This is a genomic window from Cellulomonas sp. B6 (assembly GCF_001462455.1).
GTDB lineage: Bacteria > Actinomycetota > Actinomycetes > Actinomycetales > Cellulomonadaceae > Cellulomonas.
The window spans coordinates 1-20,745 of sequence record NZ_LNTD01000027.1; the positions used below are offsets into that span (position 1 = coordinate 1).

Annotated in this window: 19 protein-coding genes and 1 pseudogene; 14 read left to right on the forward strand and 6 right to left on the reverse strand. The window is 76.6% G+C overall.

Features of this window, described 5'->3' with window-relative positions; all coding sequences use genetic code 11:
* Positions 1-527, forward strand: a pseudogene (locus ATM99_RS19155) (hypothetical protein); the annotation flags it as partial.
* 4 nt (positions 528-531) lie between these two features.
* On the opposite strand, the gene ATM99_RS01730 reads toward ATM99_RS19155, so the two are convergent.
* Positions 532-1,632: a GTP-binding protein gene (locus ATM99_RS01730; protein WP_062101231.1), complete on the reverse strand. Its 1,101-nt coding sequence runs from the start codon at positions 1,630-1,632 to the stop codon at positions 532-534.
* 74 nt (positions 1,633-1,706) lie between these two features.
* Between ATM99_RS01730 and rpmB the strand changes: the two genes are divergently transcribed.
* From rpmB to rpmF, 6 genes are read left to right on the forward strand one after another with little or no spacing between them, the layout of a single operon-like run.
* The gene (rpmB, locus tag ATM99_RS01735; protein ID WP_062101232.1) at positions 1,707-1,943 is read left to right on the forward strand and encodes a 50S ribosomal protein L28; all 237 of its coding nucleotides are present in this window, start codon (positions 1,707-1,709) and stop codon (positions 1,941-1,943) included.
* The gene (rpmG, locus tag ATM99_RS01740) at positions 1,943-2,113 is read left to right on the forward strand and encodes a 50S ribosomal protein L33 (protein WP_062101233.1); all 171 of its coding nucleotides are present in this window, start codon (positions 1,943-1,945) and stop codon (positions 2,111-2,113) included. Before rpmB ends, rpmG begins: the two co-directional genes overlap by 1 nt.
* 1 nt (position 2,114) lies before the next feature.
* On the forward strand, positions 2,115-2,420 hold the full coding sequence (gene rpsN / locus ATM99_RS01745; protein ID WP_062101234.1) for a 30S ribosomal protein S14: 306 nt from the start codon (positions 2,115-2,117) through the stop codon (positions 2,418-2,420).
* 10 nt (positions 2,421-2,430) lie between these two features.
* The gene (locus ATM99_RS01750; RefSeq protein ID WP_062101235.1) at positions 2,431-2,706 is read left to right on the forward strand and encodes a type B 50S ribosomal protein L31; all 276 of its coding nucleotides are present in this window, start codon (positions 2,431-2,433) and stop codon (positions 2,704-2,706) included.
* Positions 2,703-2,825: a type B 50S ribosomal protein L36 gene (gene ykgO, locus ATM99_RS01755; RefSeq protein WP_062101236.1), complete on the forward strand. Its 123-nt coding sequence runs from the start codon at positions 2,703-2,705 to the stop codon at positions 2,823-2,825. Before ATM99_RS01750 ends, ykgO begins: the two co-directional genes overlap by 4 nt.
* On the forward strand, positions 2,825-3,010 hold the full coding sequence (gene rpmF / locus ATM99_RS01760; protein WP_062101237.1) for a 50S ribosomal protein L32: 186 nt from the start codon (positions 2,825-2,827) through the stop codon (positions 3,008-3,010). The genes ykgO and rpmF overlap by 1 nt, the downstream gene beginning before the upstream one ends.
* 117 nt (positions 3,011-3,127) lie before the next feature.
* On the opposite strand, the gene ATM99_RS01765 is transcribed toward rpmF, so the two are convergent.
* Positions 3,128-4,513: a YibE/F family protein gene (locus ATM99_RS01765; RefSeq protein WP_223304757.1), complete on the reverse strand. Its 1,386-nt coding sequence runs from the start codon at positions 4,511-4,513 to the stop codon at positions 3,128-3,130.
* A gap of 215 nt (positions 4,514-4,728) precedes the next feature.
* On the opposite strand from ATM99_RS01765, the gene ATM99_RS01770 reads away from it, so the two are divergent.
* On the forward strand, positions 4,729-7,356 hold the full coding sequence (locus tag ATM99_RS01770) for a circularly permuted type 2 ATP-grasp protein (protein ID WP_062101238.1): 2,628 nt from the start codon (positions 4,729-4,731) through the stop codon (positions 7,354-7,356).
* Positions 7,353-8,279: a transglutaminase family protein gene (locus ATM99_RS01775; RefSeq protein WP_062101249.1), complete on the forward strand. Its 927-nt coding sequence runs from the start codon at positions 7,353-7,355 to the stop codon at positions 8,277-8,279. The genes ATM99_RS01770 and ATM99_RS01775 overlap by 4 nt, the downstream gene beginning before the upstream one ends.
* Before the next feature lie 33 nt (positions 8,280-8,312).
* Here ATM99_RS01775 and ATM99_RS01780 read toward each other — a convergent pair whose 3' ends face one another.
* From ATM99_RS01780 to ATM99_RS01790, 3 genes are all read right to left on the reverse strand, one after another.
* Complete coding sequence (locus tag ATM99_RS01780; protein ID WP_150118063.1) at positions 8,313-9,224, reverse strand: hypothetical protein; 912 nt, start codon at positions 9,222-9,224, stop codon at positions 8,313-8,315.
* A 180-nt stretch (positions 9,225-9,404) separates the two neighbouring features.
* Positions 9,405-9,959: a DinB family protein gene (locus ATM99_RS01785; RefSeq protein WP_223304758.1), complete on the reverse strand. Its 555-nt coding sequence runs from the start codon at positions 9,957-9,959 to the stop codon at positions 9,405-9,407.
* A gap of 235 nt (positions 9,960-10,194) precedes the next feature.
* The gene (locus tag ATM99_RS01790; RefSeq protein ID WP_062101241.1) at positions 10,195-11,436 is read right to left on the reverse strand and encodes a GAF domain-containing protein; all 1,242 of its coding nucleotides are present in this window, start codon (positions 11,434-11,436) and stop codon (positions 10,195-10,197) included.
* A gap of 144 nt (positions 11,437-11,580) precedes the next feature.
* On the opposite strand from ATM99_RS01790, the gene ATM99_RS01795 reads away from it, so the two are divergent.
* The 4 genes from ATM99_RS01795 (at position 11,581) to ATM99_RS01815 (ending at position 18,112) form a co-directional block, all read left to right on the forward strand.
* Positions 11,581-12,186, forward strand: a complete 606-nt coding sequence (locus ATM99_RS01795; protein WP_062101242.1) for a TetR/AcrR family transcriptional regulator — start codon at positions 11,581-11,583, stop codon at positions 12,184-12,186.
* A gap of 782 nt (positions 12,187-12,968) precedes the next feature.
* Complete coding sequence (locus tag ATM99_RS01805) at positions 12,969-14,078, forward strand: RsmD family RNA methyltransferase (RefSeq protein WP_062101244.1); 1,110 nt, start codon at positions 12,969-12,971, stop codon at positions 14,076-14,078.
* A 185-nt stretch (positions 14,079-14,263) separates the two neighbouring features.
* Entirely contained in the window at positions 14,264-15,340 is a 1,077-nt protein-coding gene (locus ATM99_RS01810; RefSeq protein WP_062101245.1) for a lytic polysaccharide monooxygenase, read from the forward strand.
* A gap of 852 nt (positions 15,341-16,192) precedes the next feature.
* Positions 16,193-18,112 carry an NHL domain-containing thioredoxin family protein gene (locus tag ATM99_RS01815; protein WP_062101246.1) on the forward strand — a complete coding sequence of 640 codons (1,920 nt, stop codon included), beginning with the start codon at positions 16,193-16,195 and terminating at the stop codon, positions 18,110-18,112.
* Positions 18,113-18,346: 234 nt separating this feature from the next.
* Here the strand turns inward: ATM99_RS01815 and ATM99_RS01820 are convergent, their stop codons facing one another.
* Positions 18,347-19,777, reverse strand: coding sequence for a diguanylate cyclase (locus tag ATM99_RS01820; RefSeq protein WP_062101247.1), 1,431 nt, complete (start codon positions 19,775-19,777; stop codon positions 18,347-18,349).
* Positions 19,778-20,086: 309 nt separating this feature from the next.
* Here ATM99_RS01820 and ATM99_RS01825 point away from each other — a divergent pair.
* Positions 20,087-20,745 (forward strand): lytic polysaccharide monooxygenase (locus ATM99_RS01825; RefSeq protein WP_223304759.1); only part of this gene is annotated, 659 nt, incomplete at its 3' end.

Below are 20,745 nucleotides of genomic sequence, written 5' to 3' on the forward strand. Positions count from 1 at the left end.
GCGCCACCGCCCCCCGTCGTCGCGTCCAGGCTGCGGCCCTCGCCGCGCTCGCGGCCCTCACGCTCGTGGCCGCCGGCTGCTCGACCCCCGCCAGCGCCGAGGGCTCCGACGAGACCCCGATCGCCGACTACGAGGGCGGCGAGCGCACGTTCGGGCAGGCGTACGAGTACGGCAACGGGCTCTTCGTCCAGATCAAGGCGCCGGTCGAGTTCGAGCCGACCGAGCAGACCGTGGGCATGGCCGAGGAGGGTGTGCCGGTCAAGGTGCGGGTCTCGATCACCAACGGCTCGCGCACCGACTACAAGCCGCACACGCTGAGTGCGGTGGCCGTGTCCGGGGGTGCGGAGGCGACGCCGCTGACCGACGCGAGCGCGCAGATCGACGTGACCGGCCCGAGCGTCGAGGTGCGGCCGGCGGGCGTCGTGACGTTCGACCTCGCGTTCCTCGTCGCGGACCCGAGCGACCTCACGCTCACGGTCATCCCCGCGATCGGCGGCTACCAGCCGGTCGTCTACTCGACCCGCTGACGCCTCACGCGGAGGTCCGCTCGCCCAGCCACGGCGCCAGCACGTCCGGACGCCCCAGCCACGGCGCGTAGCCGCGGCGGACCTCCGCGTCGCTGAGCAGCAGCTCGGCGAACGCCTCGCGCAGCGCCGGCGCCTCGTCGCCCGTGCCCGTCACGACCAGCCGCGTGTCGGGCGTGCGACGACCCCACGGGCCCGCCGCGCCGATGCTGAGCTGACCGCCTGCGCCGTCCCACACGCACAGCGTGTCGGGGCGGCTCGGCACGTGGAACCGCCCGCGGGCGCGCACCGGCGGCGAGCCGAGGCGGCGCACGTCGTGCAGCAGGCGCTCGGGGTGGAACGGGTGGTCCGAGCGCAGGTCGAGCGTCCACACGCCGTGCTCTGTGGGCGCGCCGGCGACGGGTGCGACGTGCGCGGGGTCGAGCCGGCGCTCCCCGGCCGCGGTGCGGTGCTCGTGCGCGACGAGGTCCGCGACGCTCACGCCGTGCCGACCGTCGACGCGGCGGCCGTCGTGCGCGCGCACGTGGTCCAGCAGGTCGGACGCGACGGGGTGGTCGTCGCGCGCGCCGGTCACGAGGACGACGTCGGCGTGCCCCACCTGCGCCGCGAGCGCCTCGCCGACGGCGCGGCGGTCGTCCTCGGTGAGCGCGAGCCCGCGTTCGTCGAGCAGGTCGTCGCCCAGCAGGTCGTGGTGGAAGCCGGCGAGGTCGACGGTCGTCACGGCGTCGCCGAGCCGCAGGCCGGCCAGCGGCTCGCCCGCGCGCATGGCCCAGCCGAGCGCGCGGACCACGGGCAGGGACTCGGCGCTCACGGGCAGCGCCAGCACGACGGCGTCCCAGCGCGGGTCGTCGGCGAGGCGGCGCAGCGTGGGCACGGCGTCCTCGCGGACGGCGCACGACAGGCACGCGTGCTCGAGCGGCACGAGCTCGTCCTCGACCACGCCGCCGGCGGACGCGACGACGCGGCGGATCGCGCCGCCGTCCTCGTCGTCGTGGATGTCGTGGCGCACGGCGACGGTGCGCGGGGAGTCGACGAGCAGGCCGAGCAGGGTCGCGTCGCGCTCGACGGGGTCGAGGGACGACAGGACGACGACGGGGGTGCGGGGCATGGGGGCTCCTGGTTTGATGCGAACGGTTCTCGACAGTTGACGAGAACCATAATCAATAACTACGGTGGCGCGCCATGAGCAACCACTGCCAGGTCCTGGGGAAGGTGCCGACCTTCGGACGCACCGTGTCCCACTCGGGACGCCGCACGCCCCGGCGGTTCGTGCCGAACATCCAGCGCCGCCGCTACTGGGTGCCCTCGCTCGGGCGGCACGTGCGCCTGCGCGTCTCGACCGACGGCATCAAGACCATCGACCGGCGCGGCATCGACGTCGTCATCGCCGAGATGCTCGCGCGCGGGGAGAAGGTCTGATGGCCGGGCGCCGCGTCGACCTCCGCCCCGTCATCAAGCTCCGCTCGACGGGCGGCACCGGGTTCACCTACGTCACCCGCAAGAACCGCCGGACCACCCCCGACCGCCTCGTGCTGCGCAAGTTCGACCCCGTGCTGCGCCGGCACGTCGACTTCCGCGAGGAGCGCTGACATGGCCAAGAAGTCCAAGATCGCGCGCGACGCCCAGCGGCGCGAGGTCGTCGCCCGGTACGCCGCACGCCGCACCGAGCTGCGCGCCGCGTCCGTGAACCCCCACCTCACCGAGGACGAGCGCCGCGCCGCCCGCGCCGCGCTGCACGCCCAGCCGCGCGACGCGAGCCCCGTGCGGCTGCGCAACCGCGACCTCGCCGACGGCCGCCCGCGCGGCCACCTGCGAACGTTCGGGCTGTCCCGCGTGCGGTTCCGTCAGATGGCGCTGCGCGGCGAGCTGCCCGGCGTCACCAAGTCCAGCTGGTGAGGAGCCACCCGTGAAGCAGGGCATCCACCCCGACTACCACCCCGTCGTCTTCCGTGACGCGTCCGCCGGGTACGCGTTCCTCACGCGCTCGACCGCGACGTCCACCACCACGGTCGAGTGGGAGGACGGGCGCACCTACCCCGTGATTGACGTCGAGATCTCGAGCGCCAGCCACCCGTTCTGGACCGGCAGCGCACGCGTCATGGACACCGCGGGCCGCGTCGAGAAGTTCCACCGCCGCTACGGCACGCCCGGCGGCACCACGCCGAAGGAGCAGGACCGATGAAGGTGCGCGCGTCGCTCGCGTCGCTCAAGAAGAAGGACGGGTCGATCGTCGTGCGCCGCCGCGGCAAGACCTACGTCATCAACAAGAAGAACCCGCGCTGGAAGGGGAGGCAGGGCTGATGGCCGTCCCCAAGCGGAAGACGTCGCGCTCGCGCACCCGGTCCCGCCGCGCGCAGTGGGTCGCGACGCCCACGCCCCTGAGCCGTGTGCACGTCGACGGGCGCGACGTCGTGGTGCCGTCGCGTCTCGTGCCCGCGCTGCGCCGCGGGCTCCTCGACCCGGGGACGCTGCCGCCGGCACCGTGACGGCCGCGCCCGGCACACGGCGGTCCCGAGGCGGGGCGGAGAGGTCGAGCCCTCACCGCCCCGCCTCGTCGTCGCTCCCGCCCGGGCCCGCCTGCCCGCAGCCGGGACCCGGCGCCGTCAGGCCGCCGGTGCCGCGTCGGCCGCGACGCGGGGCGCAGGCTCGGCCGCCGGGGGCGCGGACAGCCGGACGAACGTCGCCGCGAGTGCCGTCGTCACCGGGATCGCCAGCACCAGCCCGATCGAGCCGACCAACGTGCGGACGACCTCCTCGGCGATCTCGCCGCTGGTCAGCAGGCCCAGCAGGTCACGGTCGGACAGGCTCACCAGCAGCACCAGCGGCAGCGCCGCGCCGACGTACGCGAAGACGATCGTGTAGACGGTCGACGCGATGTGGTCGCGCCCGATCCGCATGCCCTGCCCGAACAGCGCGCGCCACGACCGCCCCGGGCTCGCGGCGTGCAGCTCCCAGACGGCGGACGCCTGCGTGATCGTCACGTCGTTCAGCACGCCCAGCCCGGCCAGCACCATGCCGCACACCAGCACGGCGCGCAGCCGCACCTCGGGCGCGACGGACATCAGGTCCAGCGCGTACTCGCCCGACAGGCCTGTCAGGTGCGCCGCGCCGCCCGCCCACGCCGCGATGCCCGCGGTCGCGACGAGCCCGACGAGCGTCCCGGCCAGCGCGGTCGACGTGCGCACCGACACCCCGTGCGCCAGGTAGAGCACCGCGAACATGATCGCCACGCTCGTCACCAGCGCCACGGGCACCGCGGGACGGCCCTGCAGCAGCGCGGGCAGCGTGAACCCCGCGACGACGGCGAGCCCCACGGCCATGCCCGCCAGTGCCGCGAGCCCGCGCCACCGCGCCACCAGCACGACGAGCAGCGCGAACACCGCCGCCAGCAGCGCCATGGGCGGCCCGCGCACGAAGTCGACGAACACGTGCTGCGTGATCATCGCGTCCGGGTCCGCGGTCGGGTCGAATGCGATCGCCGCGACCTGCATGCTCGCCGCCCGGACCGTGTCGCCGACCGCGAGCTCCGGCACGTACTCGGGCGGCACGTGCAGGCCGACCTCCGTGCCGTCCGCGAGCCGGATCGTCGCCTGGTCGTCGGCGCCGGTGCTGCCGGTGGCAGAGCGACCCGTGCCGACGTCGCCCGTGCCACCGTCCCCGTCACCGAGGTCTCCGGCACCCAGGTCGCCGGCACCCAGGTCGCTGGTCGCGGTGCCGTCGACCGTGCCGTCGTGCACCGCGACGACCTCGCCGCGCACGTACGTGACGCCGGGCCCGTCGGTCGCGAACTGCGGCGGTGCGGCGTCCGGGTCGGGCCACAGCCACCACGCCCCGAGCCCCGTCAGCACGACGACCGGCAGCAGGACCGCCGCGAGCAGCACGCGCGCCCGCCGCGCCGACGCGGCCGGCAGCACGGTCGTCCCGTGCCCGTGCCCGTGCCCGTGCCCGTGCCCGTGCCCGTGCCCGTCGGCCGTCGCCCTCTCCGTCACCGCACCACCCTCACCGCGGCGACCACGCGAGCGCGGCACGCCACGCCGACGACGTGCCACCCGCGAGTGCGCCACATCGCCGTCGAGTGCGGGCGAAGCAACGGGCGCACTCGACGGCGTGCCGGTGCACTCGGCGATGCGGCGCGCGGGCGACGTCCGCGACAGGCCGGTGGGCGCGGCACGCACCCGGCGCCCGCGTGCGCCAGACTGCCCGGGTGACCGACCTGCTCTCGTCGCCGCGCCTGCTGGGCGACGGGACGGCGATCTCGCACCGGCCGGACTGGACCTGGCTGCCGCCGGGTGCGGCCCCGACCGACGACGACCTCGCGCGCGCCGCGCGGCAGGCCGAGCAGCTGCTCGCCGAGCACGGCGTCACCTACGGCGGCGACGGCCCGGACGGCGAGCAGCCGTGGCGGCTCGACCCGCTGCCGGTCGTCGTCGACGAGACCGAGTGGGCGCGGCTCGACGCGGCGCTCGTGCAGCGCGCCGAGGTGCTCGACGCCGTGCTGCACGACCTGTACGGCCCGCGCCGCCTGCTCGACGACCGCGTCCTGCCGCCCACGGCCGTGCTGTCGCACCCGGGGTTCCTGCGCGCGGTCGACGGGCTGCGCCTGCCGGGGGGCCGGGAGCTCGTCCTGACCGCGACGGACCTGGTGCGGGACTCGTCGGGCGGCTGGTGCGCGGTCGCGGACCGCACGCAGGCGCCGTCCGGCGCCGGGTACGCGATGGAGGGGCGCCGCGTCACGTCGCAGGTGCTCGCGGGCGTCTACCGGCAGGCGCCGATCGCGCGGCTCGGGCCGTTCTTCCACGCGCTGCGCCAGGCGCTGCGCGAGGTCGCGCCCGAGACGGCGGGCGACGAGCCGCGCGCCGTGCTGCTGTCGCCGGGGCCGGGCAGCGAGACCGCGTTCGACCAGGCGTTCCTCGCCTCGATGCTGGGCCTGCCGCTCGTCGAGGGCTCCGACCTGCTGGTCCGTGCGGGCCGCCTGCACCTGCAGGGCATCGACGGGCTGGAGCGCGTCGACGTCGTGCTGCGCCGCGTCGACGGCGACTGGTGCGACCCGCTCGACCTGCGTGCGGGATCGCGCCTGGGCGTCCCCGGGCTGGTGCACGCGGTCCGGCAAGGGTCGGTGAGCGTCGTCAACCCGCTGGGCGCGTCGGTGCTGGAGAGCCCCGCGCTGCTCACGTACCTGCCGCGGCTCGCGCGCGCCGTGCTCGACCAGGACCTCGCGCTCGCGTCGGCACCCACGTGGTGGTGCGGCGAGGAGCGGGCGCTGCGGCACGTGCTGGGCCGCCTCGACCGCCTCGTGCTCAAGCCGACCGTGCACGGCCCGCGCACCACCACCGTGCTCGGCTGGACGCTGAGCGCCGCCGAGCGCGACGAGCTCGCGGCGCGCATCACCGCCGAGCCGTGGCGGTGGGTCGGGCAGGAGCCCGTCGGCCCGACGGTCGAGGAGGCGGGCGTCGCGACGGACCGGCCCGGCGTCGAGGGCGTCGGCCCCGCCGACCTGGGGCCGCGGGCGGCGGTGCTGCGCGCGTACGCGGTCGCGCACGCCGGCACGTACACGGTGATGGCCGGCGGCCTCGCGCGCGTCGCCGACGACCCGGTCGTGTCGTCGTCGTCGCGCGGGGCGTCCGCCAAGGACGTGTGGGTGATGTCCTCGCAGCCCACGACGCCCGCCGCCGGGCCGCGCGAGGACGCGGTGTCCGCCGTCGGCCGCGTCGCGGGGTACGGGATCTCGCCGCGCACCGCCGAGAACCTGTACTGGATCGGCCGGTACGCCGAGCGCGCCGAGGGAGAGGTGCGCGTGCTGCGCGCCGTCGCCGACCGCTGGGACGACTACCACCGCACGCCCGACGCCCCGGGTGGCCAGGCGCTCGCGGTGCTGCTGCACGCGCTGACGCCCGCCGCGCTGCCGGACGGCGGCGAGACGGCGCCGACCGCCGACCCCGCGCTCGCGGGCCCGACGCCGGTGACGCCGCACGTGCCCGCGCTGCGCGACCTGCTGCTCGACCGCCGCACCCCCGGCTCGGTGGCGCGAGCCGTGCGCCGGCTCGCGACCGCCGCCGCGGCCGTGCGCGACCAGCTCTCGACCGACGTCTACGGCCCCTTGGCACGCATCGAGCGGGCGCTGCGCGACGAGCGCTCCCGGGGCCGCTCGCGCGACCACGGCATCCCCGCCGACGCCCCCGCGGTCGCCGCGGGCGCCGTCACCGCGGGCCTGCGCCCGACGCTCGACCGCGTGCTCGAGAGCCTGCTCGCGATCTCGGGCGTCGCCGCCGAGGGGCTGACGCGCGACGTCGGCTGGCACCTGCTCGACGCGGGTCGCCGCATCGAGCGCGCGCAGAACCTCGTCGACATGCTCGGTGCGACGCTCGTCGTGCGGCGCCCCGCCGACGTCGAGGAGCTGCTGCTGGAGTCGGTGCTCATCGCGGGGGAGTCGGTCATCACCTACCGCCGCCGGCACCAGTCCGGTGCGAGCGTCGCGAGCGTGCTCGACCTGCTCGTGCACGACCGCACCAACCCGCGCTCGCTCGCGTTCCAGCTCGACCGGTTGCTCGCCGACCTCGAGGCCGTGCCCGCGCCGCGGTCCGCCGCGCAGCGCGACCACCTGCTGCAGGGCGTCGCCGAGCTGGTCGCCGAGCTCGACACCGTCGCGGTCGGCAACGAGGTGTCCGAGGACGGGCGGCGGGTCCGCCTGGCCGACGCGCTGGGCTCGATGCTGTGGCGGCTGCGGGAGGCGTCGGACGAGATCGAGCGCGTGCACTTCGTGCGCCCCGGCCCGGGCCGCGCGCTCGTGGACCTGTGGGGCGCGGGCGACGAGACGAGCGGGGGTGGCGCGTGAGCGTCCGGACGTACGACCTCGTGCACCGCACGACCTACGAGTACCCGCAGCCCGTCACCGACTCCTACGGCCGCACCACGATGACGCCGCGCGACCTGCCCGACCAGCGCGTGCTCGCCACGAGCCTGACGATCGACCCCGCGCCGGCCGACACCGGGGAGCACGTCGACTGGTTCGGCAGCACGACCACGTACTTCGGGGTGACGACGCCGCACACGCGGCTCGTCGTGACGTCCCGCTCGACGCTCGAGGTGAGCCGGACCGTGCCGCCGCGCGACGCCCTGCCCGACGTCGGCTGGCGGGCCGTCGCGCGTGCCGTGACGGCCGGCGACCTGGGTGCGCTGCGCACCGACGCCGCCGGGCTCGTCGCGGTGCGCGAGGCCGTGCTGCCCTCGACGCACGTGACGTTCGTCGACGAGGTCCGCGACTGGGCGGCGCCGTCGTTCGCGCAGGACCGGCCGCTCGCGGACGTCGTCGTCGACCTCGTGCACCGCATCCGCACCGAGCTGACCTACCGCTCCGGCTCGACGACCGTCCACACCACGCAGGCGCAGCTGCTCGCGCAGGGCGCGGGCGTCTGCCAGGACTTCGCGCACCTCATGATCGCGGCGCTGCGCCTGCACGGCCTGCCCGCGCGGTACGCGTCGGGGTACATCGAGACGCGCCCCCGCCCGGGGCGGCCCAAGCTGCGCGGCGCCGACGCGTCGCACGCGTGGGTGTCGGTCTGGCTGCCGGGGCACGGCTGGCTCGACGCCGACCCGACCAACGACCAGCTCGTCGACGACCGGTACGTCGTGCTCGGCTGGGGCCGCGACTACCACGACGTGCCGCCGCTGCGCGGCGTGATCTTCACCGACGGCGGCGGTGCGACGCCCCGCGTCGAGGTGGACCTGGTGCCGGCGGGCTCCGAGCCGTTCGCCTGAGCCCGGCCCGGCACCCCGGGCCGCCCGACGCCCTCAGCGCGCCCGCGCGCGCCGTTCGAGCTCGTCGGCGCCGACCACGAACCCGCCCGCGTCCACGACCGTCCCCCCGACCGCCGCGAGCAGCGCCGCGACCGCACCCGCGACCCCCGGGGCGACGCGCTGACGGGCGATGACGTGCAGCGGTGAGGGCGTCTCCAGCGTGAGCTCGTACGGGTCGGGCGGCTGCCACACGACCCGGTACGCCCAGGGGCCGTGATCGTGCGGGTCGACGGTCGACAGCACCATCGGCACCTCGTGCGAGCGCTCGCACCGCACGACGACCTCGCCGTCGTACTCGTACGCGGCGGTCAGCGTGAACCCGTCCGGCTCGGCGCCGGGCGCGGCCGGGGCGGGCGGCGCGGTCCTGCTGCCGGACAGCGCGGGTCGCACGACCGGCAGGGCGTCGTGCACCGCGAGCGGCACGTGCGACCACAGCGTGAGGTCGACCGCCGAGCCGGGGTCCGGCACGACCGCGCGGTCCCGCGCCGCGGGCAGGATCCCGCCGCCCGTGCGTCGGGCCACGGCGGCGGCCCAGCCGGCGACGAGGCCGGGCGTCGCCGCGGCGTCCGGGGCCACGACCGCGGGCAGCCCGTACAGCGCGCTGTCCTGCCCGGGCAGCCCGACGGCGCGGGCGCCCGCCGCGTCGAGGGGGTGGGGGCCGTCGACCTCGACCACGCCGTCGAGGCTCAGCGCACCGACCACCGGGACGGGAGCGGTCGCCGCGCCACGGAACCGCGCACCCGACGCGGGCCGCGTCGCCGCCGCCTGCTCGGGGGACAGCGGGGTGCGTGACCAGCGCGCGTCGGGGAACCAGGCGCGCGCGAGCGGCAGCAGGTCGGTGCCCGCGGGGACGGCGAGCACGTGCCGGCCGTCCAGCGCGGGGGAGACCGGTCGCGGTGCGGTCATGGCCGGACGGTACACAGCGCGTGCGACGGGCGTGCGGCGCGACCACGGACGGGTGAGCGACGGCGGCGCGTCGTGCGGGACGCGCCGACTCCGACGGTGATCCGTGTCCGGTGACCGGACATGGGGACCGGACGCAGGGGCGCGTCGGCGGTCCGGCCCGGCTGGTAGGTGTCGGCGTCCTCAGGCCCGCACGTCGTGCAGGTGGTGCACGACGTCGTGCAGGAAGTACTGCCCGAGCGTGCGCACCGTGAACCGCGAGCCGTTGCTGCGCCGCCCGGGGCGTTCCCACTGCTCGTCGGTGACCGCGTCGAAGCGTGCGGCGGTCGCGTCGGCGGCGGTCACCAGCTCCTCGGCGACCACGACCGGGTCCTGCAGGTCGTAGCGCTCGGCCAGCGCGGTCGCGTCCTGGTCCCAGTCGGCGAACAGCGGGTCGTCCTGCTCGACCATGAGGCGCACGCGCTCGTCGAACAGGCGGTGCACGTCGCGCACGTGCGCGCCGTACTCGAGGGCCGACCACACGGCCGGTGCGGGCCGCTCGCGCGCGTCCTCGCGGTGCAGCGCGGCGACCCAGCGCGGCACGAGGTCGCGCACCGTCCCGGCGATGCCGCCGGGGTCGACGTCGGAGGCGGCGAACCCGCACTCGGGGCACCGGGACGTCAGGACCCACGTCCAGTCCTTGGCGTCCGGCTCGATCGCGGGCGGGGTCACGGTGGCGTCGGGATGGTGGGTGTCCACGTTCGTCACGCTAGCCGCCGTCGGGCGTCGCCGGGAACCGTCGCGACGTCAGGGGCGAGGTCCGGGCCCGCGGGACCGGTGGTGGTCGGGCGACGCGCCCCCTCCCGCGCGCCGCCCGACCCGGCGACCGGGCTGCGGGTCCCCGAAGGGAGCCGGGCGACGGTGCCACCGGGTCGCACGCTAGCCCGCGGACCGTTGCACGACCGTTGCACGAGCGGGGCGGGGCCGCGGCGGGTCAGCGCAGCGTGCGGTCGAGCTGCGCGAGCCGCGTGTGGGCGCGCAGGTGCGCGGCCGAGCCGATGGGTGCGACCTGCGCGAGGGTCTGCCACGCCTGCCAGTCGTCGGCGCCGTCGTCGCCCGCGGTCCAGCGCGCGACGAGGCCCGGATCCCGGGACGCGAGCGCCGCCGACCTCACCTCGGCGTGCAGCGCCTCGCGCAGCCGGCCGACGCCGGGGGAGGCCGAGCGCGGGAGCAGCGACCCCGCGTAGGCGGTGAGCGCGGCGGCCGGGTCGCCGACCGCGAGCGCGTCGCGCACGGCGTCGACGTCGGTCTGCAGCGGCGCGGTCAGCCGGTAGGGGCGCGACTCCGACAGCAGCGGTCCGACGAGGCGCCGCAGGCGGGAGATCTCGGCGCGGACCGTGACCTCGGAGAGCTCGGACTCGGACAGCAGCACGGCCAGCTCGTCGCCGCGCAGGCCCGCCGGGTGCTCGGCGAGCAGCAGCAGGATCTCGGTGTGGCGGCACGTCAGGCGTCGGCGCCCCGCGGGGGTGTGCAGCGTGCCGGCGTGGGCGCCGAGGACCTCGAGGCGTGCGGTCGGGGGAGCGCCCGAGCTCGCGGCGAGGGTCGCCTCGACGGCCGTGACGGTCGCGCGCACGAGCGCGAGCGCCATCCACGACGCGGCGTCTTCGCGGCCCGTGACGTCCAGGACGCCGAGCAGGTGCCCGTCGGCGTCGTGCACCGGGACGGCCGCGCAGCTCCACGGGTGCACGGCGCGCGCCCAGTGCTCGCTGCCGAGCACCTGCAGGGGCCGACGGGTCGCGAGCGCGGTGCCCAGGGCGTTCGTGCCGACCGCGTGCTCGCCCCACGCCGCGCCCTCGACGAACCCGACGCCGTCCAGCGGGCGGCGCAGCGTCCGGTCGCCGTCGACCCACAGCAGGCGCCCGGACTGGTCGCTGAGCGCGGCGACCCAGCTCGGGCCGGTCTCCAGGAGCAGCCGGCGGACGATCGGCACGGCCCCCGACAGCGGGTGCGCGTCACGCAGCGCCGTCAGGTCGGTGCCGGCCACGTCGACGGGCGGGACGGGCTGCTCGGGGTCGACGCCGACCCGGCGGCTGCGGCGCCAGGAGTCCGCGACGACGGGCCTGACCTGGCGCCCGGGGCTGCCGCCGTCGACCACGAACCTCTCGTGCGCCGCGCGCACGACTCCGACCGCCGCGGGGGCGGGTGGGTCGTGCGGCTCGCGCGCGTGGCGGCTCATGGGGGCGGGCCTCCGTGACGTCGGTCCTAGGTGCCCGCGAATTATAGGCGAATCCGACGAACCGCCGTGAGGAATGTCACAGATGATGAGAAGGGTCTCCTTCGCCGGAACAGTTTTGCTGACGGCGTGTGTGAGAATGTCAGCATGCCGAAGATCATCGGGGCCTCGCTCCACGAGCACCGGGAGCAGACCCGACGTCGCCTGTTCGACGCGCTCTCGACGCTCATGGGCGAACGCGGGTTCGACGCCATCACGCTCGCGGACATCGCCGCCGCGGCCGGCGTCGGCCGGACCGCCGTCTACAACCACTTCCCCGACAAGGAGGCGCTGCTCCTCGGCTTCATCACGCACGAGACGGAGCAGTACGCCGCCGGCCTCCAGGCGTCCCTCGACGACATCGACGACCCCGTCGAGCAGCTGCGCGCCTACGTGCGCGCGCAGGCCTCGCTCACCCGCGTCTACCACGTGGCCCCCGGACCCGAGCTGCGCTCGGTGCTGTCCCGCGGCGCCCAGCAGCGCGTGCGCGAGCACGTCGGCGTCGTCGAGCAGATCCTGCGCCGCATCCTCGACGCCGGCATCGCGTCGGGCGCGTTCCCCGAGCAGGACCTCGCCACCACCGTGCCCCTCGTCAACGCGTGCCTCACCGGCCGCGGCCTGCCCGAGGCGGGCCCCGACCGTGAGCGGGCGATCGAGCAGACCGAGTCGTTCGTGCTCCGCGCCGTCGGCGCCGGCGTGCCGGTGCCGGCCTGAACGCGCGGCGCGGGTCCGGCCGCCCCGCCGACGACGACCGGCCGCGGCGCGGCACCGGTCGCGGACGCGACGCCGCCGACCCCCGACGCGACGACCGACCCGCGGGTGCGGGCCGCGGTGGCGCCGGGCGTGACCGGACCGCGCGTGGCGACGGTGCCGGGCGTGACCGGTCGGCGCGTGGCGACGGCGCCGGGCGTGCGGGCGCGGGACGCCCGGGCGGCAGCACCCGAGGTGCGGGCGACGACGCGCGCGGCGTGAGCGCGCGTCCGCGTGGGTCCGGCGGGTCCGGCGGTGCGAGCGGCGGTGCGCGGGTCGGGTCCGGCGGCCCGCGGGCGACGTCTCGTGGTGCTGCGGGCGCCCCACGCGGTGCCGGTGGCGCCTCGCGCGGTGCCGGCGGTGCGACGAGCGGTGCGAGCCGTGCGTCCGGTGGCGCGCGGGCCGGTCGTGGCGCCGCGGGCGGTCGGTCAGGCGCGCCCGGCGGCGAGTGGCTCGGCCGCGCCGAGCTGCCGGCCGCCGAGCGCGGGGCCCGCGCCGATCGTGGTGGGCGTCCGGACGGTGGCGCCCGTCCGGAGCGCGACGCTCGCGCGGGCCGGGGCGCGCGTCCGGACCGCGACGCTCGCGCTAGCCGTGACCCTCGTCCGGACCGCGACGCCCGTCCGGCTCGCGGCTCGCGTCCCGGCCGCCCCGCGCCGACCCGCGCGGGACGTCCCGACGCGGCCGCCGGGCGTCGCGCCGAGGCGCCGCGCGGCGAGCGGGGACGACGCCCCGACGCCGCGCGCGAGGTGCGCCGTGCCGAGCGCGCGCGCCCGGCGTCGGCCCCCGTCACGCACCTCGAGCTGACGCACCTGCCCGGCCTGCGCGAGGTGCTGCTCGACGAGGTCGCGCAGGTCCTCCCGGGGGCGCGCGACGTGCGCGACGTCCCCGACAGGGACGACGCGATCGCGCTCACGCTGCCCGGTGCGCTCGCCGGCGCCGTGGCGCTGCGCACGGCGGTCGCCGCGTGGGTCGTCGTGCACCTCGACGTGCCTCGGCCGCGGTCGTTCTCGAGCCCCGAGCACCTGCGACGGGTCGTCGACGCGATGTACGCGTCGCTGCGGGTCGCCGGGTCCTCGTCGTTCCGCTTCGAGGCCGCGGGCGCGGACTCCACGACGTTCCTGCGGCTCGCCGACCTGCTGCGCGAGGCCACCGGCCTGCTGCACGACCCGACGGGCGGCGACCTGGTCGTGCGCGTGCGTCGCGGCCGTCGCACGGGCGACGCCGACCCCGGCTGGGACGTGCTCGTGCGCGTCGGGCCGCGGCCGCTGTCGGCGCGCACGTGGCGCGTCGCGGACTTCCCCGGCGCGGCCAACGCGACCATCGCGGCCGCCGTCGCGCGCCTCGCGGGGCTGCGTGACGAGGACCGGGTGCTCAACGTCATGGCGGGGTCCGGCACGCTGCTCGTCGAGCGGCTGCTGTCCGGTCCGGCGGCCGCGTCCGTCGCGGTCGACCTGGACGCCGACGCCCTGGCCGCGGCCCGCAGCAACCTCGAGGCGGCGCGGCTGCTGGCACGGCCGCCGCGCCCGGTGCTCGTGCAGGCCGACGCGACCGACCCCGACGTGCTCGCCGCCGCGGTGCTCGGCCCGCTGGGCGGCGCCGCGGACGTCGTCCTGGCCGACCCGCCGTGGGGCACGCTGCACGGCTCGCACGCCGACGCACCGCGCGTGCACGCCGGTCTGCTGCGCGCCGCGCACGCGGTCGCCGCGCCCGGTGCGCGACTCGTCGTGCTCACGCACGAGGTGAAGGTCATGGAGCGCGTCGTGCGCGACGCCGCGGACCTGTGGACGCCGCGGTCGGTGACGCGCGTGTTCGCCAAGGGGCACCACCCGCGCATCCACGTCCTCGACCGGGTCTGACGCCGACGGGGCGGGGCGGTCGACGCCTCGCCGCCCGCCGGGGGGCTGAAACGGTTCGAGGGGTCGCGTCCCCGCGTGCCGGACCGCACCGTGGTCGGACCCACCCGGCGGCCCGTCGTCACCCGCGCACCGTCGCGACCGGTGACCACGACCGGCCGTCGCCCGGACCACCCGAGGAGACACCCATGCCCACCCGTACCCGCGGCCGGCTCGGCGCGCTCGGCCGGCTCTGTCGCCTGGCCCTCGCCGTGCCGCTCGCGCTCGCCGTGACAGGGGTCGTCGCGTCGTCCGCGAGCGCGCACGGCTCCGTCACCGACCCGCCGACCCGCAACTACGGCTGCTGGGAGCGGTGGGGCTCCGACCACCTCAACCCGCAGATGGCGCAGCTCGACCCCATGTGCTGGCAGGCGTTCCAGGAGAACCCGCAGACCATGTGGAACTGGAACGGGCTGTACCGCGAGGGCGTGGCCGGGCGGCACGAGGCGTTCGTCCCGGACGGCCAGCTGTGCTCGGGCGGCCGCACGCAGAACGGGCTGTACGCGTCGCTCGACGAGGTCGGCCCGTGGGTCGCCAAGCAGGTGCCGACGTCGTTCACGCTGACGCTCACCGACGGCGCCAAGCACGGCGCCGACTACCTGCGGATCTACGTGTCCAAGCCGGGCTTCGACCCGACCACCGAGGCCCTCGGCTGGGGCGACCTCGACCTCGTCAAGGAGACGGGCCGCTACGGCACCACCGGGCTCTACCAGACGGACGTCGACCTGACGGGCCGCTCGGGCCGTGCCCTGCTGTTCACGATCTGGCAGGCCAGCCACTCCGACCAGCCGTACTACCTGTGCTCGGACATCCAGATCGGTGGCGGTGGCTCGACCCCGACGCCGACGCCGACGGCCACTCCGACGCCGACGCCCACTCCGACCCCGACGCCGACGGTCACCCCGACGCCCACGCCGACCCCGACGTCGACGCCCACGCCGACCCCGGGAGCGGGTGCCTGCACCGCGACGGTGAAGGCGACGAGCACGTGGACGGGCGGCTGGCAGGGTGAGGTCACCGTCACCGCGGGCGGCGCCGCGATCAACGGCTGGAAGGTCACGGTCGGCGGCGCGACGATCACGCAGGCGTGGAGCAGCACCCACAGCGGCGGCGTGCTGAGCAACGCGTCGTGGAACGGCGCGCTCGGGTCCGGCGCCAGCACGACGGCCGGGTTCCTCGCGTCCGGCGCCCCGGGCTCCCTGACGGCCACCTGCACGACGGCCTGACGCACCGGTGGGCACGACTGCGCAGCACGGCTGAGCGGCACCACCGCGCAGCACACCGCCCACCCCGGCACCACCGACGACGGCCGGACGCCGCCCACCCCTCCCCGGGGGCGTCCGGCCCTCGCCGTGCCCACGCCCGGCGGTGCCCGCGCCGGTAGGTGAACTGGTCACGTGTGCGACCAGTAACGGGTGTGCTGGTGCGAGATGTGACCAGTTGCCGGTGTGCGGGTGCGAGACGTGACCAGTCTCCGGTGCGCCGGTCTGCCGGTGTGAGGCCTTACCGGTGGGAGGTCGTCGTGCTCACGCCCGGTGGTGCCCGTGCCGGTGGGTGAACTGGTCACGTGTGTGACCAGTAACGGGTGTGCTGGTGCGAGATGTGACCAGTCTCCGGTGCGCCGGTCCGCCGGCGCGAGGCCTGACTGGTGGGGAGGTCGTCGTGCCCGCGCCCGGCGGCGTCCGCGCCGTGTGGGTGAACTGGTCACGTGCGTGACCAGTTGCGGGTGTGCTGGTGCGAGACGTGACCAGTTGCGGGTGTGCTGGTGCGAGACGTGACCAGTCTCCGGTGTGCCGGTCTGCCGGTGCGGGGCCCGACCGGCGGGGAGATCGCCGTGCCCGCGCCCGGCGGTGCCCGCGCCGTGTGGGTGAACTGGTCACGTGTGCGACCAGTTGCGGGTGTGCGGGTGCGAGATGTGACCAGTTCGCCGTCCGCCGGGCCGCGGGAGCGTGGACCGACCAGTGCGTGGGTCGCGTGCGCGCACCGGGTGGGGCAGATCTGACCAGTGGGCCTGCGCGGACGTACCGGGGTGCGGATCGTGCGGCGGCGGGCGTCGCGGCGTCGGTGAGAATGGGCGCGTGACGTCGACCTCCGCCCCCCGTCTGCCCCGTGTGCGCGCGTCCGAGCTGGTCGGGCGCGGCTGGCTCAACACCGGCGGCAAGGACGTGACGCTCGCCGACCTGCGCGGCAAGGTCGTCGTGCTCGACTTCTGGACGTTCTGCTGCATCAACTGCCTGCACGTGCTCGACGAGCTGCGCGAGATCGAGGAGCGGCACCGCGACGTGCTCGTGATCGTGGGCGTGCACTCGCCGAAGTTCGTGCACGAGGCCGACCCGGTCGCGCTCGCGGCCGCGGTCGAGCGGTACGAGGTGCACCACCCGGTGCTCGACGACCCCGACCTGGTGACGTGGCAGGCGTTCACGGCCCGCGCGTGGCCGACGCTCGTCGTCATCGACCCCGAGGGGTACGTCGTCGCGCAGATGGCGGGCGAGGGGCACGCGCACGCGGTCGAGACGCTCGTGGCGGAGCTCGTCGCCGAGCACGAGGCCAAGGGCACGCTGCACCGCGGCGACGGCCCGTACGTCGCCCCCACGCCGCAGCCGACGACCCTGAGGTTCCCCGCCAAGGCGCTCGCGCTGCCGGGCGGCACGTTCCTCGTCGCCGACGCCGGGCACCACGCGCTCACCGAGGTCGCCGCCGACGGCGAGACGCTCGTGCGGCGCATCGGCTCCGGCGAGCGCGGGCTGGTCGACGGCGGCCCGGACGAGGCGCGCTTCAGCGAGCCGAACGGCCTGTGCCTCGTACCCGACGAGCTGCGTGAGCGGCTCGGCTACGACGTCCTCGTGGCCGACACCGTCAACCACGCGCTGCGCGGCGTGCGGCTGACCGACGGGCACGTGATGACGGTCGCCGGCACGGGCGAGCAGTACATGGTCGGCGCGGTCGACAACGTCGACGCGCCCACGGGTGCCACCGCGCACGCGACCGAGCGAGGCGTGGGCGACCGGTGGCCGGCTCGCCAGGTCAAGCTGTCCTCGCCGTGGGACGTGACGTGGTCGCAGCCGCTCGCCGCGTTCGTCGTCGCGATGGCCGGCAACCACACCCTGTGGGCGTTCGACCCGACCGCGGGGACCGTGACCCACCTCGCCGGCACCATGAACGAGGGCCTCGTCGACGGGGCCCCCGCGGAGTCGTGGTTCGCGCAGCCGTCGGGCCTGTCGGTCGCGGCCGACGGTCGGATCTGGCTCGCGGACGCCGAGACGTCGGCGCTGCGGTGGCTCGACCCCGCGGACGCGTCGGTGACGTCGGTCGTCGGGACGGGCCTGTTCGACTTCGGCCACCGCGACGGGCCCGCCGACCAGGCGCTCCTGCAGCACCCGCTGGGCGTCGCGGCGCTGCCCGACGGCTCGGTGCTGGTCGCGGACACCTACAACGGCGCGCTGCGCCGCTGGGTCCCGGACCCCGACGGCGGCCCCGGCCAGGTGAGCACGCTCGCGACCGACCTCGCCGAGCCCAGCGGCCTCGTGCTGCCCGCCGGTGACACCGACCACGTGCTCGTCGTCGAGTCCGCGGCGCACCGCCTCACGCGCGTGCCCCTGCCCGCGGGCGCCGGCACGCAGGTCGACGGCGGCGCGCACCGCACGCAGCGTCCCGTCACCGAGATCGGCGCCGACGTCGCGCTCGAGGTCGTGTTCCACCCCGCCGCGGGGCAGAAGCTCGACGACCGGTGGGGCCCGTCCACGTCGCTGCGGGTGTCGGCCACGCCGCCGGGGCTGCTGCTCGACGGTACGGGCGACGACGTGGCGCTCGGCCGTACGCTGCGCCTCGACCCGACGGTGGGCGAGGGCGTGCTGCACGTGACCGCACGCGCCGCGAGCTGCGACGCCGACCCCGCGATCGAGCACCCCGCGTGCCACCTCGCGGCGCAGGACTGGGGCGTCCCGGTCCGCGTGGTCGACGGCGGCGACGGCGCCCTCGTGCTGCCGCTGCACGGCTGACCGCCGGGCGCCCAGCGGGCCGACCCGGGCGGCGACGTCACGGCCGGTGCGTCGGCGGTGGCGTGCCGCGACCCGTCCAGGCCGCCGGTCCGGCGGCTCCCGTCCTGCCGTCGGCCCAGCGGCTCCCGTCCTGCTCCCGCCGCAGGGGGCGGCGGTGCGCGCCGTGCCGGGAACCGCACCGGCCCACGCGCCGGGTGATCGTCGACCCGCTCGACGGCGCCGCCCGTGACGGCGTCAGGCGTTGCGGGCGCCGTCCACGGCGATCGCGACGAGCGCGTGCAGCGCGGTCTGCACCTGCCGGCCGGTCGACGCGGCGGCGGCCACGGCGACCTCGACGACCCACGCGTCGCGCTCGACGGTGATGGTGCGGGTCTCGGCGGCGTCCGCGGGGCTGCCGCCGCGAGCGACGGTCGTGAACGTCGGCGACCCGGACATGCGCTCGCGGACGGCCCACGAGTCGCCGCCGAGCGTCTCGGTCGCGGCGGCGGCGAACGCGCACAGCCGCGGCACGACGGCAGGCGCGGCCGCGCCGATCGCGACCGCACCGCTCGCGGTGAGCCGTTCGACCGCCTGCACGGGGTCGGAGATCGGCGGCGTCGTGCGGGCGCGGGCCCGGGCGCGGCGACGCTTGGCCTGGTACTGCGCCTGGTCGGCCCGGCGGAACAGGTGCCGCGCCTCGACCGACCCCATGACGGCGGTCGACGCGATGCCGTAGGAGATCGCGGCGCCGTGCGGCAGCGGGAACTTCGCGACCGTCGTCGCCATCGCCGTCGCGACGGCCTCGCGCGACTGGTCGACCGTCACGAGGCAGAACTCGTCGCCGCCGATGCGCGCGGCCGTCGCACCCGGGATGGCGTCCGCCGCCCTCCGCAGCACGTCCGCGACGGCGCGCAGCAGGTCGTCGCCCGCGTCGTGGCCGAGCTCGTCGTTGACGCGCTTGAGCCCGTCGACGTCGCACATGACGACGCACGTCTCCCGGCCCGACGCGAGCGCGGCGTCGGCCGCCTGGTCGGCGGTTCGCCGGTTCGCGAGCCCGGTGAGCGGGTCGTCGGCGATCATGTGGCGCATCTGCTTCTCGAGGTCGACGCGCGCGATCGCGCCGGCCGCGAGGGCCGCGAGCACCTCGGCCGTCGCGACGTCGTCGGCGTGGAACAGGGGCGCCTCGAAGTCCCGCAGGACGGTGACCTGGCCCCACACGACGTCGTTGACGACGACCGGGGCGGTCAGGGCGGAGGCGGCCCCGATCTCGCGCAGCAGCTCGACCTCGACGCGGTCCCCCGCCGCCGGGTCGCCGGGGCGCACGGAGCGCCCGTGCGCGTCGAACGCGTGCGCCACCCAGCTCTCGCGGTTGCGCAGCAGCGCGCGAAGCGCGGGCCGGTCCTCGGCACGGTACGTCGCACGCAGGGCCTGGTCGCGGCGCTGGTCGTCGCCCGTCTGCTCGACGTGCAGGACGCGTGACGTCTCCTGCGTGATCCGGCACACGGCGCACGCGTCGGCGCCCAGCACGTCGACCGCCGCCCGGGCCGTCGCCTCGACGACCTCCTCGACCCGACGGCACGCGTCGAACCGGTGCGCGGCGACCGCGAGTCCGCGCACGCCACCGAGGTCCGCAGCCGAGAGACCCCCTCGGTGCGCACCCTGGGCGGCCGTGCCTCTGCGCGTCACGCCCCCATCATCGGGCCTCCGGGCCGCTCGCGCCGTGCAGCGCCATGTGAGAGGTCCGTGAGATCACTCGTCCGCGCCCCCGTTCACCCGCCCGGGGCCTGGAGCGTCGGCCGTGCTGGAAACGTTTCGCGGCCTTGTCGCCGCGGGGGGCCGTCCGCAGGCTGGGCCGACGTCCCGGGGCCCGGGACCCGCCCGAGTCCCCTGCGGCGACGACGCCGCTCGTGCGAGAGGGAGCCAGCCATGACCCGAGACAGACCCACCCGTCGGACCCTCCGGTCCCTGCCGGGGAGCCTTGCCGCGACGGCGGTGGTGGCCACGGCCCTGGTCGCCGTGCCGACCGCCGCGCAGGCGCACGGCGGCCTGACGGAGCCGGCCACCCGGACCTACCAGTGCTACGTCGACGGCCTGGCGGGGGGCGAGGCCGCCGGCGAGAGCGGGAACATGAAGCCGCGGCTCGAGCCGTGCGTCGACGCGTTCGCCGACGGCAACTACTCGTTCTACAACTGGTTCGGCAACCTGCTGGGCACGATCGCCGGCCGGCACGAGACGATCCCCGACGGCAAGCTGTGCGGCCCGGACTCGCGTTTCGACGCGTACAACGCGCCGTCCGACGCGTGGCCGACGACGTCCGTGACGCCCGGGCAGACGATGACCTTCCGGTACGCGGCCGTCGCGCCGCACCCGGGCTGGTTCACGACGTGGATCACGAAGGACGGCTGGGACCCGGCGCAGCCGATCGGGTGGGACGACCTCGAGCCCGCGCCGTTCGACCGCGTGCTCGACCCGCCGATCCGCCCGGGTGGCCCCGCGGGCCCCGAGTACTGGTGGGACGTCGACCTGCCGTCGGGCAAGACCGGCAAGCACGTGCTGTTCAACATCTGGGAGCGGACCGACAGCCCGGAGTCGTTCTACAACTGCGTGGACGTCGACTTCGGAGGCGGGGGCACGGGCCCGACGCCCACGCCGAC

Coding starts and splice junctions, on each gene's coding strand:
- ATM99_RS01790 (WP_062101241.1), bottom strand. CDS start 11,436: ATGAGCCGCCACGCGCGCGAGCCGCACGACCCACCCGCCCCCGCGGCG.
- ATM99_RS01810 (WP_062101245.1), top strand. CDS start 14,264: ATGCCCACCCGTACCCGCGGCCGGCTCGGCGCGCTCGGCCGGCTCTGT.
- rpmF (WP_062101237.1), top strand. CDS start 2,825: ATGGCCGTCCCCAAGCGGAAGACGTCGCGCTCGCGCACCCGGTCCCGC.
- rpmG (WP_062101233.1), top strand. CDS start 1,943: ATGGCCGGGCGCCGCGTCGACCTCCGCCCCGTCATCAAGCTCCGCTCG.
- ATM99_RS01795 (WP_062101242.1), top strand. CDS start 11,581: ATGCCGAAGATCATCGGGGCCTCGCTCCACGAGCACCGGGAGCAGACC.
- rpmB (WP_062101232.1), top strand. CDS start 1,707: ATGAGCAACCACTGCCAGGTCCTGGGGAAGGTGCCGACCTTCGGACGC.
- ykgO (WP_062101236.1), top strand. CDS start 2,703: ATGAAGGTGCGCGCGTCGCTCGCGTCGCTCAAGAAGAAGGACGGGTCG.
- ATM99_RS01730 (WP_062101231.1), bottom strand. CDS start 1,632: ATGCCCCGCACCCCCGTCGTCGTCCTGTCGTCCCTCGACCCCGTCGAG.
- ATM99_RS01780 (WP_150118063.1), bottom strand. CDS start 9,224: ATGACCGCACCGCGACCGGTCTCCCCCGCGCTGGACGGCCGGCACGTG.
- rpsN (WP_062101234.1), top strand. CDS start 2,115: ATGGCCAAGAAGTCCAAGATCGCGCGCGACGCCCAGCGGCGCGAGGTC.